Raw genomic sequence first — 15,598 nt, 5'->3', positions numbered from 1 at the left:
TTTGTCAAAAAACGTTACAAGTTGCAATCTAATTCATCGGCTGACACAATGACATCGTTGACCTTCTTAGAATAGTTATGTCTTTGTCCTCTGCGATCGCTGGAATTTACGAAGTCTGTATCGGTGTTTCTGGCATAGAATCCGCGATCGAGTATTGGCAGCAGTTTGGATATGAGATGGCTCAAGCAGGAAAACTTTCTGCTTCGATCGCTCAAACGTTGTATCAAGTGGATTCTTCAGTGCAATCCGTTCGCCTAAGTCACCAAACGGCTGATCACGGCTTAATTCGCTTGATGCAATGGGAACAGCCCCGCAATGAGGGTTTAGCGCTGGAGTCGATGAAAGTCAAAGGGAATCGATGGGCAACGACTATGACAGCAGATGTTTTAACGCTCCTCAACCATGCGGAAGAAGCCGATCGAGCAGGACTTCCAATTCGTTATACATTGCCGCACTGGGAAAAGATTTACAACAAAGAGCATCAAATGCGCCCGTTTATTGATTCCGCGATCGGGGTTCGAGAAATGCTATTGCTGCAACCGCTCACTCGACAGGTACTGTTTCAACGCTTTGGATACACGGTGCTGAACTATGGTCAAATTAATCAGCAGGCAGCCTTGAAAGCGAGTCAAATTACGCATATGGGGCTGATTGTTCAAGACGATCGCAAGGAAACGCTGAGGTTCTATGAAGATGTTCTGGGACTCTTGCGCGTTCGGGATGATGTCGAGACAAGTTATGAATCTTCGCAGGCAGGACGGGAAATTTTTGACTTACAACCCGGCGAAAAGTTCATTGTGACGGCATTTGATGATCCACGATCGTCTGTTACTGATTGGCAAGCAGCGCGATCGGGACGATTGTATATTGTGCGATTTCCAGAAGCTTATTCATTGCCGAGTCGGTTCGACCAAGCGCAACCCGGATGTTTAGGACTGTCGCTCTATACCTATCGGGTAAGAGAGATTGAGAACTATCACGATCGCATCACAGCAAGTTCGGCTCGCAGCGTGTCCGAGATTGTTCGGGATGAGTTTGGCGATCGTAGTTTTTCTTTTATCGCTCCAGACGGTTATTTTTGGACACTGATTGAAGGCTAAGCGGCTGGAATCGGAAATGTTTCCTTAGCAAGATACGCATCAAAATGCTGCTGGAAATAGAGCCAGGAAGTCATATCTTCTGTATCCAGTGGTGCTTCCGGTGCTTCCCGATAGAGCGGCAGCCGGGTATTAATTTCGTCTTGAAGTAATTGCGGTAGCTGATCAAAGCCCGCTACTTTGCGGCCTGAAGCGCTGTAAATTAAGTGCCCAGTGCGATCGCCCATTTTCATCCAAGGTAGCCAAGGGCCAATCCGATCCCAACCTAACCATATTTTTGAAACGGAAGGTTGCTGCTCATCAAAGAGTTCGGCAGATGGAACAACAAATTTGAACAATTCTGCCGCTTGATAATTAGGATTTGGAAAGTATTCCGCGAACTTTGGATCATTCAATGGATTTGGATAAGCAGGAAAGATATCAAATGTAAGCGTTGTGGTTTCGTCATCCACTTGAGCAGGAAACTGTCCTTTAAAGGTTCCTTGAATCGGATTGTTGGCAACGTGCATCACAGGTACAGTTTCTTCAGTCCAAGGATTTGTCCAAGTTTGAAGCTTTTCGCCCGTTTTAGGATCTAAGTAATACGTTAACTCTCTGGAGGTAAACGCCCAGCAATTTTCTTCAGTTGGAAGACAACGGCTCACACTCATTCCAACCATCTTGAACAAACATTGCCGTTTCTCACCGGGGACAAACGAGTAAATCGCGCCTGTCCAAATTAAATAGTTCGATCGTGCCGGATCAAGCGACGATCGAATCTTCACCCAGTATTTAGCATCCAGAAGTTGAGTTGAAACCATCAGCCTGCCCAGATTAAATTTTTAAGACGATCGTGTAAGGTTCTTGCTTTCATCGCCTTCAATAAGAATGAGTCCCACACATCATTCTAGAGTCAAAGAATAACCGACATCGCTTAAATTAACATGAAACTGATGGAAAACGGGCTGGCTTACAAGGCACTAGCACTTCAAGTCACCTGTCACGCGATCAATCAAAGCCGCGATCGCGCTTCTGCACGATTAAAAATGCAGCAAGCCCTCGATCGTTTAGATCAGCAGATTGCTGCGAGCTTAGCTTTTATTGGGTCTGATTGTCGTTTAATCGTATTACCAGAGTATTTTCTCACAGGCTTTCCGATGGGCGAATCTCTAGAAGATTGGGCAGACAAAGCTTGTTTAGAAATATCAGGCGCAGAGTATGAAGCATTGGGAAAGATTGCTCAAAAACACCGCATCTTCCTAGCAGGCAATGCTTACGAACTTGATCCACATTTTCCGGGCTTGTATTTTCAAACTTGTTTCGTCATAGATCCAAGCGGCTCTGTCGTTCTACGGTATCGTCGGTTGAACTCGCTGTTTGCGCCAACGCCTCATGATGTTTGGGATCAGTATCTTGAACATTACGGGCTAGAGGGTGTGTTTCCGGTTGCGAAAACCGAGATTGGTAATCTTGCCGCTGTTGCATCGGATGAAATTCTATTTCCAGAAGTCGCACGCTGTTTAGCAATGCGGGGAGCAGAAATCTTAATTCATCCTACTTCAGAAATTTATGGACAAGCACGATCGCCCAAAGAAGCTGCAAAAATTAGCCGGGCAGTTGAAAATATGATGTATGTCATTTCGTCGAACACCGCCGGAATCGCGGATAGTTCGATTCCGATCGCATCAGTCGATGGGGGTTCAAAGATTGTGGATTATCGAGGATTAGTGTTAGCTGAAACCGGGGCAGGGGAAAGTATGGCAGCGTTTGCCGAAGTTGATTTAGCGGCACTCCGTCGCTATCGTCGGCAACCCGGATTAGGCAATATGCTTGCACGCCAGCGATTTGATGCGTACGTGGATAGCTATCATAATTCCGAGTTTTACCCGCGCAACACCATGCTAAACGGTGAAATCGAGCGAAAACACTTTATCCAAACTCAATTAGCCACGATCGAGCGCTTGGCTCAACGAGGAGTGATTTAAATGCCTCAGATTCCTGTTCGCAATCCTCGCACTGGTAACGTCGATGCCTGGATTATGCCTCCTACTTCAGCAGACCTTTCTCAACAGTGCGATCGCCTGCGTGTAGCTCAACCTGCTTGGCAATCCGCTGGGTTAGGGCAGCGAATTGCAGCCTTGCAGCAGTGGAAACATGCGATTCAACAGCATTCCGAGCCATTAATTCAGGCATTAGTCGCAGATACAGGACGATTGGACATTTCGGCATTAGAAGTTGATTCGGTGCTGTCGAGTCTCGATCGCTGGTGTCAACTCGCTCCAGAACTATTACAGGAAATCGAGAAGCCTACAGCAATTCCATTTATTCACCTACAGCAAGATTCTGTTCCCTATCCGCTTGTGGGTGTGATCAGTCCGTGGAATTTCCCCTTGTTGTTATCTCTGATTGATGCGATTCCGGCCTTGTTAGCGGGTTGTGCTGTGGTTGTTAAACCTAGTGAGATTGCGCCTCGTTTCATCAAATCCTTACTCGATACCGTCAATGAAGTTCCTGAACTGCGAGACATCTTGACTTTTGTTGAGGGGGATGGAGACACAGGAGCCGCCTTAATCGAGCAAGTTGACTTAATCTGCTTTACAGGCAGTATAAAAACTGGGCGACAGGTGGGAGAAGCTGCCGCAAAACGATTCATTCCAGCATTTTTAGAGCTTGGAGGAAAAGATCCAGCGATCGTTCTAAAGTCCGCAGATCTCGACCTTGCAACTTCCGCAATTCTATGGGGTTCAGTGGTTAATACGGGACAATCTTGTTTGTCGATCGAGCGAATTTATGTCGATCAAGCCATTGTTCAACCCTTCACAGAGCAACTGATTGCCAAAGCAACACAACTTAAATTAGCTTATCCAACCCTTAATGATGGTGAAATTGGCCCGATTATTGCCGAACGACAAGCAGCAATCATTGCAGATCACCTACAAGATGCGATCAACAAGGGCGCGATCGTGCAGTGTGGTGGAAAGATTGAGACTTTAGACGGCGGTTTATGGTGCTACCCCACAGTTTTAACTGAGGTAAACCACACCATGAAAATCATGACCGAAGAAACATTTGCGCCGATTATGCCCATTATGCCTTTTGCAACGGTTGAAGAAGCGATCGAGCTTGCAAATGACACAATTTATGGGTTAGGTGCAGCCGTATTCGCAGGCTCAACCTCAGAAGCATTGGAAGTTGGCGATCGCATTCAAGCAGGCGCAATCAGTATTAATGATGCAGCCCTCACAGCTTTGATTCACGAAGGAGAAAAGAATGCGTTTCACTACTCTGGAATAGGAGGCTCACGCATGGGAGCCGCAGCCCTAAAACGTTTTATGCGAAAGAAAGCGTATTTGATTAAAACAAAGCCTGTGTTTAATCCTTGGTGGTATGTATAGGAGGTCATCATGTTAGATATTCGGACTGAAATGCCGGTTCTTGCTCGACACGAAGGCGACTGGATTGGAACTTATACCTTGATCGACTGTAACGGAACCATTCTCGATCGGCATCACTCTCATCTCACCTGTGAATTTCCCCAAGATGACCTGTCATCCTACTATCAAATCAATCGCTACACCTGGGACAACGGCAAGCAAGAAGAACATCGCTTTCCCGGAGCCTACTGCGATAAAAAGCTGTGGTTTGATACAGAGCGTATTAAAGGTCATGCTTGGGAAGTTGATGATTCCACGGTAATTCTTTGGTTCAGTTACAAATCAATTCCAGACTTTTACCTTTATGAAATGATCCAAATTAGTCCTTGTAACAACTATCGCGCTCGCACTTGGCATTGGTTCAAAAATAACCAAATCTATCAACGCACGCTCATTCAAGAAGAGCGACAACGCCCAAGTCAGCCTGAATGACCATAGGACAAAACCGTTCCAGCTTGGGATAAATCTCTATCGACCCGGACAAAGAATAAACCACCATCTTCTGAGATATGTCTGGGAAGTGTGCTAAAGCTGGGGCTATAGCAAAAGTGATTTTTGGCGAATCTGTAGTCGCCGATATCGCACCATCCCGCCAAGCCATATGCCTCTTCGTTATAGGACTGAATCATCATCTGCTTGCCGTCATAATGTGGCAAAAGGGCGAGTAACCACACTCCACCTCCATTCGCTGCTTTTCTCAGCCACTTCTTGTTTGCTGCGATAAATTGTGCTGTGTCTGTCTTTCCCCAAGGCAGCAATTTGCTATCCAATACAGGAATGTACTCACCGAGTCTAGCTTCTGGATGATTCGGCAAATCTTGATACTGGAGACGACCATTTTCCATCCATAAAACTTCCGCGCTTTCACCGTTTAGCACTTTCCAGTCTCCGACTCTCACTCCTGCTGGAATGAAAGAGTAGCAGTGCTTGCTGAGTTTCCATGCTCCCACTTGAATCGCACCGCTCAGCACAAAGATCTCCAAGTCTGCTGTGAATCTGCCTGCAGGAATTTCAAATTGGGCTGGCAGCAAAACTTTGGCTGTCGATGCGCCATGATCATTCCAGGAAAGCATTCGGCAGATCGCAGGCTGCTCTGGTATTCCCTGAATTTGCCACGCTTGTTCAGGGACACGATGACTATCAAAGAGTTGATATTGACGAGGCACATACTCTGAAGCGGGAGCTTCGCTGTTGCCGAAGGCAATCGCCGTTCGTCGTCCAGACAAATTCATCCGTCCTCGACCGTCTCCACCCCAGTCTTCTGGGATTAAAGCTGCCTCTAAAAAATCATTGGTCGCTGCTGGGAATGCAGAGGATTGATCGGCTTCGCCCATACTTTTACAGTTTTTAAGTAGACCTGAAAGCGTATCGTCATACCGAATCAATTTGTTGATGCGACAGATCCTTCGCCCCCTAAATCCCCTATACTGGGGGACTTTGAGAATCCGAAACAGATTTGGCGTGAAGTCCCCCACGACTGGGGGATTTAGGGGGCTTCCAAGATCTGTAGCACTCAAAAATCAATTTGGTATCAGATGGCTCGTCGAGCCGCCAGTCAGTCTGAGTCAGTCAATTTTTAATGCTACAGCCTGATTGCCAACCGGACTCATGATTGAATGAAATGCGTAATCAAAAGCGTCGATCGATTCAACTGTTGCCATGCCTTCTAGAACCTACAAAAAGCTTGTTGCTCAACGCTTCAGCGATGATTTCCGTTCGGCGATCGCCCTTGAAGAACTGCCGATTCCTACCCTGAATCCTGGAGAAGTTCTAATTCGCAACAAGTTCGCTGGCATCAATGCTGGATTTGATACTTTGCTTTGTAAAGGAAACGTTCCCTATGTGAATCTTACGCCACCCTTTGATCTAGGTGTCGAAGCCGTGGGCGAAGTGGTCGCGATCGCTCAAGATGTTCATACCCTAAAAGTTGGAGATGCTGTTGCAACCACAGTCCGAGGGGGAGGCTATCGGGAGTATCAAGCGATCGCGGCAAACCTTGCAATCAAGATTCGCAATGCAATTCCTGAAGTTCTAACACTGATGCCGACCGGAACCTCAGCCCTGGTTGCACTTGAGCAAGTGGGAGAAATGACGAGCGGAGAAGTTGTTTTAGTCACGGCAGCAGCAGGCGGAGTCGGACATATTGCGGTACAACTCGCCAAGTTAGCTGGAAATCATGTGATTGGGATTTGCGGCTCTGAGGCGAAGGTGAAATTATTAAAGAGTTTGGGCTGCGATCGCATTATTAACTACCGAACCGAAACACTCGATACAGTTCTTCAACAAGAATATCCCAATGGAATCAATTTAGTTTTTGATTGTATTGGTAAGCAGGTCTTTGATACTTGCGTGAATCATTTAGCCGTACGAGGGCGATTAGTAGTGGTGGGTTTTATTTCCGAGTATATGAGTGATTTAGAATCTGTTACTCAACCTCGAATTTATCAGAAGTTGTTTTGGAAATCGGCTTCGGTGCGTGGTTTTTTGATGCCGCATTTCGCCGAATTTGCAGAGGAAGCCCGCGAGCGCTTACTCGATTTGTTTTACGCAAATAAGCTCAAGGTTGCAGTTGACTCTACCCTTTTTAATGGCATTGAGTCGATTCCAGATGCCGTAGAATACCTATTGAGTGGTCAAAATTGCGGTAAGGTCGTCGTGAGGTTCCAAAAATGACTATAGAATCAGTCAATACATTAGCCGTTGCTCGACAAGCCTTTGCGCATTTTGAACATGGACTTGCAACGGGGGAGTGGCAAGCCTTCTTCGATATGCTCACCGATGATTTTTCATTCTGGTTTCCGTTGGGCAAATTTCATGGATTAAATGTTGGAAAAGCAAGAGCGATCGAGTTTTTCAACTATGTTTCCGAAGTGTATGAAACGGGGTTGAAATTGACGCTTGATCGCGTAACCAGTAACGAAACGACCGTTGTATTTGAATTTCGCGACGAGGGATTGATGTGGGGAAATCCTTACAAAAATCGCGTCGCAGTCTCTTTTGATGTCCGGGGTAATCAAATCTGCGGCTATCGAGAATATTTAGGCAGCGACGGCAAATCTAACTGATATAACGATTTACATATGCTTCATTTCTTGATTAGCGTCTAGCTTTCCTACTCTAGATAGATGTGTCTAGCAGGTTAAATTCTTCATTCTGCTATTGGCAAAAAGCTTGCACAAAAAGTATTCAAAGACGTATGAGTGACAATTAAACTTTGATAGACAGAAAGGCAGTGTCATGCAGAAGTAATCGCTTTTTAGGATACCTGAGTGATGAGAATAAAATTGGCAAGACCGACTTCTAACACACTGCGAATCGAACTCATTTTTGTATCGCTGTTATTCATTGCATTTCTATTTCTAGTGCGTAAGTATCAGCAATACGATATCAGCATTTATTACGACTATTCGCTCAACTTGTTAAAAGGACAATTTCCTTATACTGATTTCAATTTTGAATATCCTCCTTTGGCGCTGTTACCGATCGCTCTTCCCCAATTGCCTAGCGTTGTGCAACCGCTGAATTTTACAGCGTATGCAATTCTTCTATTTATTCAAAATGCTTTTTTTAGCCACTTGATTGCAGTCGTACTTTCGCGAATTATTGCGGCTTGGCAGACTAAAAAAGCCGCGATTAGAACGATCTCTTTCTACGCAGCACTGATTGTGCCTAACCTTATCGTTGTGTTTTGTCGATATGATATCTTCGCAGCGCTTTTAACTGTGATTGCATTTTGGGCTGTCCTAAAACAGCGCCCAACTCAGGCGGGAATTTGGTTAGGATTGGGAATTGCTGCAAAACTTTATCCAGTCGCTCTAATTCCTATCTTTTCGATCTACTACTTCACAAAGCGGCAATATCAAGCTAGCGCAAAATTTTTACTTGGCAACATTCTCACCGTTGCTGTGATTTTTTTACCTTTTGCATTAGCTGCACAAGAAAAGTTCTTCAGCTTTCTGACTTATCACCGACAACGCGGACTACACATCGAGACCTTACCGGGTGGAATTCTGCTACTGTTGAGCAAGTTCGGCTTCATTGATGCTTCCTTTGAGCTAAACTATGGAGCCTTTCATTTCACATCAGAGATTGCGACTCCAATCCTCAAAGTTCTACCCATACTCACTTGGAGCTTATTAGGAATTACGCTGTTTTATTGCGTAAAAGGATTTCGGCAGGAATACGTAGCAAGTGGAGAAATCACCTACAGAACTCTAGCAACTTACATCACAATCACGCTGCTTGTGTTTATGATTACTGCTAAAGTTTTCTCACCCCAATATCTCGTTTGGGTGTTACCCTTTCTACCGCTCTTGCGATTAAATCGAATTACGATCGCCTTTATTACCGCAATCTCTGTGACAACTTTTCTGGTGTATCCAGTGTTATATGGTAGATTGCTTAATTTGAGAATCATTGCGCTTTTTGTTCTCAATATTCGTAATGTTCTAATCGCTGCATTCGCAGCCTACTTGCTAGTCGATCAGAGCCGCAATTTGTCTAGAGAAGCAAAGAAAACAAGCGTAGAGAAAGCCTTTACTGCTCAGTAGCAGACCGCAATTCCCTACGCAAATTTCTATTACTCATTTAGCTTGAATTAATCTGCTAATTCAGGCGCTTCCGAGCGCTCTATCCCATTCTAACTGGTGGCTCAAACCATACTTAATAAAGTCTTCTGGGGTCGCTTTATCATTCCTACCAAAAACGCCCAAACTGTAGGGATTCTCTTCCATACGCTGTTTGACTAATTCCCGTTCAAACTGAATCACTTCTGATTTAGGCTGATCCGTTTTGAAGAAATCAACTACTAGGACTGTTCTTTCGTCATCAGTATAATTATGTGGACAGTGCGGATAGCTGTGGTCTAGAACCATGAACTCGCCTTCGTGCCAGTAAAGTTTGTCATGGCAAATTTTCATCGCGATATCGCCTTCTGGCACAATCAATCCCAGATAGCCGCGATTCATGTGAGGGTTATAGTTCACATGAAGCTTGACATCTAGCCCCGGAAGAAACGTTCCGAAATATACGTTTCTCAGGATGCCATCATAAGCTGAATTTGTTGCAACGATCGCTTCTGTCAATGTTGGGAAATATTGCTCTTTTAACTCAAATACTTTTTCTGACACATCTTGTAACTCATACTGGGGATATTTGATTCGATGTGCCTGAATGTATTGTTCAATAAACATTCCTTGAAATAACACACCAAAGGCACTATATTTCGATTTACCTTTGGTCTTGATCGTTTGGCTTTTAGGCCCCATGACATCAAGAGCAAGCTGCATTTCCGCTGGGGAAGCATTTTGCTTAAATGCGATAAATTCATCGCGAATCGCTTGCCACTGCTCCTGAAGCATATTCAGAAAAGTAAACTGCTTGGGATCTAAATGATACTCGTTAAATTGCTCCATTGTTCTTTCTCCTAGCTTAGAAGCAAACTCGTCACGATTTCATTCTAAGAGTTATGAAGAAATTGTTCTTATTGATTTTGTAGGAGGCGCTGTGTCTGAACCTTGCATTCTGGATAAACTGATCAAAAACGTGCGTGTCGTTCGTCCACATCAATCTAGTGTAGAGCACTTAGATTTAGGCATTAAGGATGGTAAGTTTGCCCAGATCGCGTCACAGATCAGCCCAGAACAGGCAACAGAGGTCATCGATGCTCAGAATCTACTCGCTTTTCCTGGATTGATAGATGCTCATATGCACATTGGCATCTATCAATCCTTAGAACAAGATGCGATCGCAGAAAGCAAAGCCGCCGCAATGGGAGGCGTAACTACCAGCCTCAACTACATTCGAACTGGACAATACTATCTCAATAAAGGTGGCTCTTATCAGCAATTTTTCCCAGAGGTGCTATCTCGATCGGAAGGTAACTTTTTCGTCGATTATAGCTATCACATTGCACCGATTAGCGCTCAGCACATTGATGAAATGCAATGGTTGTTTGAGCAATATGGGGTCGCTTCGTTCAAAATTTTTATGTTTTATGGCGGTTATGGTCTGCATGGTCTATCCGATCAGCAGAATCTATTTTTGATGATTAACAAAGAAGAACGCTATGACTTTGCTCACTTTGAATTCATCATGCGGGGTTTAGCTCAACTACGAGAGCGCTATCCGGCTGATTCAATCAGCCTTAGTCTACATTGCGAAATTGCTGAGATTCTCAATGCTTATACCAAAATCGTTCAGCAAGACCCAAGCTTGACTGGACTCAGTGCTTACAGTGCTGCCCGTCCTCCCCACTCCGAAGGGCTTGCTATCTGTATTGCCTCCTATCTCGCTCATGAAACAAATTGTATTAACATCAATCTGCTGCATCTGAGTTCTCGTAAAGCGGTTGAAGCAGCACTAATGATGCAATCTACATTTCCGCATATCAACTTTAAGCGAGAAGTCACAATCGGGCATTTGCTTCTTGATGTCGAAGCTCCCACCGGGAAATGGGCGAAAGTCAATCCACCGATTCGATCGCGCGCTGATGTCGAGTTTCTGTGGACTGCGGTGCTACAAAATCAGATTGATTGGATTGTTAGCGACCACGCTTGCTGCTCTGCCGAAAAGAAAGCCAGTCTCCAAGACCCAGACAACATCTGGCTAGCAAAATCGGGCTTTGGGGGCACGGAATATCTCCTCTCAGGCGTTCTGAGCGAAGGCAGTAAGCGGGGAATGTCCTACGACCACATGGCGCGATTGCTCTGCTGGAATCCTGCACAACGGTTTGGACTCTGGCAAAAAGGGGATATCGCGATCGGATATGATGCTGACCTTGTGTTAGTTGATCCGAATGAACGCTTTGTAGTTCGAGCTGCTGAATCATTCTCTAAGCAGGGCTATACACCGTTTGAGGGGATGGAACTGACCGGACGGGTCAAGCAGACGATGCTGCGCGGTAATCTCATTTACGATCGAGGACAAATTCTAGGCTCACCGCAAGGACGTTATTTAAAGCGATCGCAGTCGAGCCGTTAACTTCCGATCAGCCGCGATTCCGTATCATCCGTAGAATCTCGGTAAAAGTATTGAGGCTGAATCCGAATTCCTACTGGGTTTTCCGAGAATTCATCTAGAATACAGCCGGAATTGTATGTTTTTTATGAATTCAGCCTGGGAATACTGAGGGTGTCAAACCTCAAAGACATTCCGATGCTGCTGTTATTGTTTTGCGTTGGTAAAGATCCTTACGCGATCGAAAGTTCTCATATCGTGGAGGTGATTCCGAGCGTACCGCTGCGAAAACTGCACTACGTTCCTAAATACGTCGCAGGATTGCTGAACTATCGCGGCACGATCGTTCCCGTGGTTGATCTGTGCGAATTGATTCAGGGAACACCGAGTCGCTTCCAGTTGAGTAGCCGCATCATCATGGTGAAGTCTGCGGAAGCATCTACGGTTTCTTATCTAGGATTATTAGCAGAACAAGTGATTCAAACCCTGGATAAACCCAAAGCAAAATTTGTTGCTTCTAACGCCGTTCATATGAATGCCGCTCCCTATTTAGGAGGAATGATCCTAGACGATCGCGGCATGATTCAGCAGATTCATCTTGATCGATTGTTTGCGGATGTACAGCAGATTTATCTAGCAGCGTCAGGGGAGTCGCAACTGAAATGAGCTTCGCCGCGATCGCAGCCTTACTCAATCAAACGATCGGGATCGATGTCGAGGGAATTGGAACCCGCAACCTCAAGCGAGTCATTGCAGCCCAGTGCGATCCTGAGGATATTCCTGCTTACTTCAGGACGCTACAGTCCTCTCCACAAGCCCTAGAGACGCTGATCGAGCAGATTGTTATACCAGAAACTTATTTTTTTCGCGATCGAAAGCCGTTTGAGTTTCTGATCGAGCAAGCGCGATCGCGGGAATCGCTGCGAATTTTGAGTGCTCCCTGTTCAACAGGCGAAGAACCATATTCGATCGCGATTTCGCTGCTCGAAGCAGGTCTATCCGTTGATCGCTTTAATATTGATGCGATCGACATTAGTAAGACAGCGATCTCCAAAGCCAGGCGGGGCATTTACGGCAAAAATTCGTTTCGAGGTGAAGCTTGGATCGATCGCAACCGCTATTTTCAACCGGCTCAAGACGGGCATGAAGTTAAATCATTCGTTCGTAGAGCAATCAATTTTTATCAGGGAAATATCTTAACTGCATTCCCAGCAGCCCAAGTGACCTACGACATGATTTTTTGTCGCAATTTGCTGATTTATCTCAGTCGTGCTGCTTGTGAGCAAGTCTTCAACACATTAGAACAATTGTTATCACCCAACGGATTACTATTCGTCGGTGCATCTGAAGCTGCAAAGGTTCCGGGCGATCGCTTTACTTCAGTCCGTCAACCGTTTACCTTTGCGTTTCAAAAAACTGCTCCAGTCAAGCAGCAGAGCGATCGTGAGCATCGCGACATACCAGAGCGACCAATGATGACGAAGCCTAGCGTCACACCCTCAAAACCAATCCAGCAGCCCACTGGTTTAACAGATTTAGAACTAGCGCGACAATTTGCCAATGCTGGAAAAATTGATGCCGCGGTCGCCCATTGCAATGCTCATCTACAGCACGATCTCACCAATGCTGAAGTTTACACACTTCTGGGAACCTTGCATCAAGTCAAAGCCGAAATTACTCACGCCGAACGCTACTTCCAAAAAGCACTGTATCTCAACCCAAATCATTATCAGGCCTTAGTTTCTCTTGCCTTGATCAAAGAAGGGCGCGGCGACCTCAGCGGCGCAAAACTCCTTCAGCAGCGGATTCAGAAGCTCAGCCCCTAACTCCTTGAACCACAACCGAGTAACAATGATGAATTATCTATTAAAAGACAAGTCTCTCAAAGGTCGGATCATGAGCGCCTTTATTTTCATGGGCGTGTTAGTACTAATTGTGTCTTTCGTGGGTCTAGTCAGCACAATTCGCCTCAGCAGTGGAATCAACACGCTGAGCAGTAACAGCCTGCCGAGCTTAATTGGACTCTGGAAAGTCAATGAAGGACAAACACAGATCGAATCCTCAGAACGGGCATTGTTAATTCCGGGACTGACTCCGCAGGAGCGTCAGACAGAGTTCGATCGCATTAAAAAAGCATGGGCACAGATTGATGAGGGCTTCAAGCAGTACGAGACTACACCACGTACTGAGGAAGAAGACCGCAACTATAAGAAGCTATTGGAAAACTGGAACCGCTGGAAGACTGACCACGAAGAATTGATTAAGCTCAGCCAAAATCTAGACAACAGGTTTACTCCCACTGATCCGAATGCTCAAAGACCCGATGTGTTGAACCAACTGCGCGATCGTGCTAGAGCAAATCGCGTTTCGTTTGAAGCAGCAACGACCTCGCTACTCGAATCTCTCAAAATCAACGAAGAGGTCGCAAAACAGGCTGAAAAAATCGCTGATCAGGATGTCAATCAAGCAAGGTCTTGGACTATACTCGCGATGATTTTGGGGCCTACAAGTGCTATCTTGCTCGGACGCTATCTTGGTAACGCTTTGATCCGACGCTTGCAGCAATCCGTGGTGCAAATTACCACCTCTGCGACGCAAATTGCGGCATCTGGCAAAGAACTCGAAGCAACAGTAGCTGAACAGCTTGCCTCTACTAATGAAGTCACCGCGACAGCCCAAACGATCGCATCGACCTCTCGAAAACTGGTCAAAACAATGGAGCAAGTTGCAGGACTAGCGCAAACAACGGCAACTTCTGCAAATGACAGCCAGGACGAACTGGTAGAAATGGCAAACGTAATGCGTCAATTAACTGATGCAACAGCAGCAATTTCATCCAAGCTGGGTGTAATGAATGCAAAGGCGAACAACATTAACAATGTCGTGGTCACGATTACCAAAGTTGCGGATCAAACCAGTTTGCTGTCGCTCAATGCAGCGATCGAAGCCGAAAAAGCAGGAGAATATGGAGCAGGATTTGCAGTCGTAGCGCGTGAGATTCGTCGCCTTGCGAATCAAACCGCCGTTGCCACGCTTGAAATCGAGCAGATTGTTAAAGATATGCAGTCCGCGGTTTCGGTGGGAGTGATGGAAATGGATAAGTTCAATCGATCCGTAGGTGACAGCGCCGATCGGGTGAGCAAAATCGGAGATCAAGTCGCGAAAGTCATTCAGCAAGTGCAAAGTTTGCCGCCGCGATTCGAGCAGGTTAGCCAAAGTGTGGAAACTCAGTCAGAAAGCGCGTATCAAATCAGCGAAGCGATGGAACAACTCAGTCAAGCATCGCACCAAACTGTCGATGCTCTGCGAGAAACAAACAGCGCCTTAGATCAGTTAGATGATGCAGCGCAAAATCTCCGTCGTGAAATTGCTCGCGCCCGCTAACGTTTGAATCTGGTTGTGACGATGATACAGCAAGACTTAGTAACTTCAGGTCAGACGATCGACTCTACAGCGTTGAATGATTGCTGGAATCAGATCGGCGTAATGGGCGATCGATCTTGTGATCGCTTATCGACCGTGATGCACTGTTATGACTGTCCGGTGTATGCAGCAGCGGGAGATAGTTTGCTCCAGCGCGAACCCCAGCAGAACTATCTCGATGAGTGGATTCGCATTCTTTCTGAAGCACCGAGCGATCCAGAAGATACGGAAAGCGAAGGCGCGATCGTGTGTACAGCGGATGCAATTTCTGTGATGATTTTTCGCTTGGGCAAGGAATGGTTATCTCTGCCCGTGCGGATTTTGCAGGAAGTGACAGCGCCCTGTGTCATTCAGCCCGTTCCACACCGCAGCAATGAACTCTTTCTCGGATTAGTCAATATTCGGGGAGAAACTTTGCTGTGCGCCTCGTTAAGCTATCTTTTGAACTTACGTGCGGATGAAGATGCGGCGACAGGTTCCTCTAAGCGGATGATTCTGGCGGGTCAAGGCGACGAGAAGTGGGTGTTTCCGGTGGATGAAGTGCACGGAGTCTTTCGCTTTCATTCATCGGAGCTACAAGATGCCCCGATCGTGGTGGCAAAAGCGGCTGAAGCATATACACAAGGGATTGTGCATTGGCAAAATCAGAAAGTGAGCTATCTCGATTCTGAACTATTGTTTTACACGCTAAACCACAAGATTTTTTAA

At 45.9% G+C, this 15,598-nt stretch carries 15 protein-coding genes; 12 read left to right on the top strand and 3 right to left on the bottom strand.

Features of this window, described 5'->3' with window-relative positions:
• The first annotated feature begins 77 nt into the window (after positions 1 to 77).
• Positions 78 to 1,100, top strand: a complete 1,023-nt coding sequence (locus tag NC980_RS04830; protein ID WP_190377658.1) for a VOC family protein — start codon at positions 78 to 80, stop codon at positions 1,098 to 1,100.
• Here NC980_RS04830 and NC980_RS04825 read toward each other — a convergent pair.
• Positions 1,097 to 1,900: a DUF1838 domain-containing protein gene (locus NC980_RS04825; protein ID WP_190378008.1), complete on the bottom strand. Its 804-nt coding sequence runs from the start codon at positions 1,898 to 1,900 to the stop codon at positions 1,097 to 1,099. The two genes, NC980_RS04830 and NC980_RS04825, sit on opposite strands and share 4 nt — an antisense overlap.
• A gap of 120 nt (positions 1,901 to 2,020) precedes the next feature.
• Here NC980_RS04825 and NC980_RS04820 point away from each other — a divergent pair, with 120 nt between their 5' ends.
• Genes NC980_RS04820 through NC980_RS04810 form a run of 3 tightly spaced genes read left to right on the top strand, consistent with a single transcriptional unit; the run spans position 2,021 to position 4,942 of the window.
• On the top strand, positions 2,021 to 3,061 hold the full coding sequence (locus NC980_RS04820) for a nitrilase-related carbon-nitrogen hydrolase (RefSeq protein WP_190377657.1): 1,041 nt from the start codon (positions 2,021 to 2,023) through the stop codon (positions 3,059 to 3,061).
• Positions 3,062 to 4,471 (top strand): aldehyde dehydrogenase family protein, encoded by a 1,410-nt coding sequence (locus NC980_RS04815; RefSeq protein ID WP_190377656.1) that lies wholly within the window; start codon positions 3,062 to 3,064, stop codon positions 4,469 to 4,471. It begins immediately after the preceding gene.
• A 9-nt stretch (positions 4,472 to 4,480) separates the two neighbouring features.
• A complete protein-coding gene (locus tag NC980_RS04810; RefSeq protein WP_190377655.1) occupies positions 4,481 to 4,942 on the top strand; it encodes a DUF3598 family protein in 462 nt (153 codons plus the stop codon).
• On the opposite strand, the gene NC980_RS04805 is transcribed toward NC980_RS04810, so the two are convergent.
• Complete coding sequence (locus NC980_RS04805; protein ID WP_190377654.1) at positions 4,930 to 5,844, bottom strand: DUF4437 domain-containing protein; 915 nt, start codon at positions 5,842 to 5,844, stop codon at positions 4,930 to 4,932. The two genes, NC980_RS04810 and NC980_RS04805, sit on opposite strands and share 13 nt — an antisense overlap.
• A gap of 325 nt (positions 5,845 to 6,169) precedes the next feature.
• Between NC980_RS04805 and NC980_RS04800 the strand changes: the two genes are divergently transcribed.
• From NC980_RS04800 to NC980_RS04790, 3 genes are all read left to right on the top strand, one after another.
• Entirely contained in the window at positions 6,170 to 7,183 is a 1,014-nt protein-coding gene (locus NC980_RS04800) for a zinc-binding dehydrogenase (RefSeq protein ID WP_190377653.1), read from the top strand.
• The gene (locus NC980_RS04795; protein ID WP_190377652.1) at positions 7,180 to 7,575 is read left to right on the top strand and encodes a nuclear transport factor 2 family protein; all 396 of its coding nucleotides are present in this window, start codon (positions 7,180 to 7,182) and stop codon (positions 7,573 to 7,575) included. The genes NC980_RS04800 and NC980_RS04795 overlap by 4 nt, the downstream gene beginning before the upstream one ends.
• Before the next feature lie 219 nt (positions 7,576 to 7,794).
• Entirely contained in the window at positions 7,795 to 9,060 is a 1,266-nt protein-coding gene (locus NC980_RS04790; protein WP_348253904.1) for a glycosyltransferase family 87 protein, read from the top strand.
• Positions 9,061 to 9,120: 60 nt separating this feature from the next.
• Here NC980_RS04790 and NC980_RS04785 read toward each other — a convergent pair whose 3' ends face one another.
• Entirely contained in the window at positions 9,121 to 9,924 is an 804-nt protein-coding gene (locus tag NC980_RS04785) for an aspartyl/asparaginyl beta-hydroxylase domain-containing protein (protein WP_190377650.1), read from the bottom strand.
• Between the two features lie 91 nt (positions 9,925 to 10,015).
• Between NC980_RS04785 and NC980_RS04780 the strand changes: the two genes are divergently transcribed.
• The 5 genes from NC980_RS04780 (at position 10,016) to NC980_RS04760 (ending at position 15,598) form a co-directional block, all read left to right on the top strand.
• Entirely contained in the window at positions 10,016 to 11,491 is a 1,476-nt protein-coding gene (locus NC980_RS04780) for an amidohydrolase family protein (RefSeq protein WP_190377649.1), read from the top strand.
• Between the two features lie 150 nt (positions 11,492 to 11,641).
• Positions 11,642 to 12,133, top strand: a complete 492-nt coding sequence (locus NC980_RS04775; protein WP_199298597.1) for a chemotaxis protein CheW — start codon at positions 11,642 to 11,644, stop codon at positions 12,131 to 12,133.
• Complete coding sequence (locus NC980_RS04770; protein WP_190377648.1) at positions 12,130 to 13,293, top strand: protein-glutamate O-methyltransferase CheR; 1,164 nt, start codon at positions 12,130 to 12,132, stop codon at positions 13,291 to 13,293. Before NC980_RS04775 ends, NC980_RS04770 begins: the two co-directional genes overlap by 4 nt.
• Before the next feature lie 25 nt (positions 13,294 to 13,318).
• Positions 13,319 to 14,851 carry a methyl-accepting chemotaxis protein gene (locus NC980_RS04765; RefSeq protein ID WP_190377647.1) on the top strand — a complete coding sequence of 511 codons (1,533 nt, stop codon included), beginning with the start codon at positions 13,319 to 13,321 and terminating at the stop codon, positions 14,849 to 14,851.
• 21 nt (positions 14,852 to 14,872) lie between these two features.
• On the top strand, positions 14,873 to 15,598 hold the full coding sequence (locus NC980_RS04760) for a chemotaxis protein CheW (protein ID WP_190377646.1): 726 nt from the start codon (positions 14,873 to 14,875) through the stop codon (positions 15,596 to 15,598).

The sequence above is a fragment of the Leptolyngbya sp. AS-A5 genome, assembly GCF_039962495.1.
GTDB lineage: Bacteria > Cyanobacteriota > Cyanobacteriia > Leptolyngbyales > Leptolyngbyaceae > Leptolyngbya.
The sequence above is the reverse complement of the archived record's forward strand: the minus strand, read 5'-3'. Positions and strand labels throughout refer to the sequence as shown.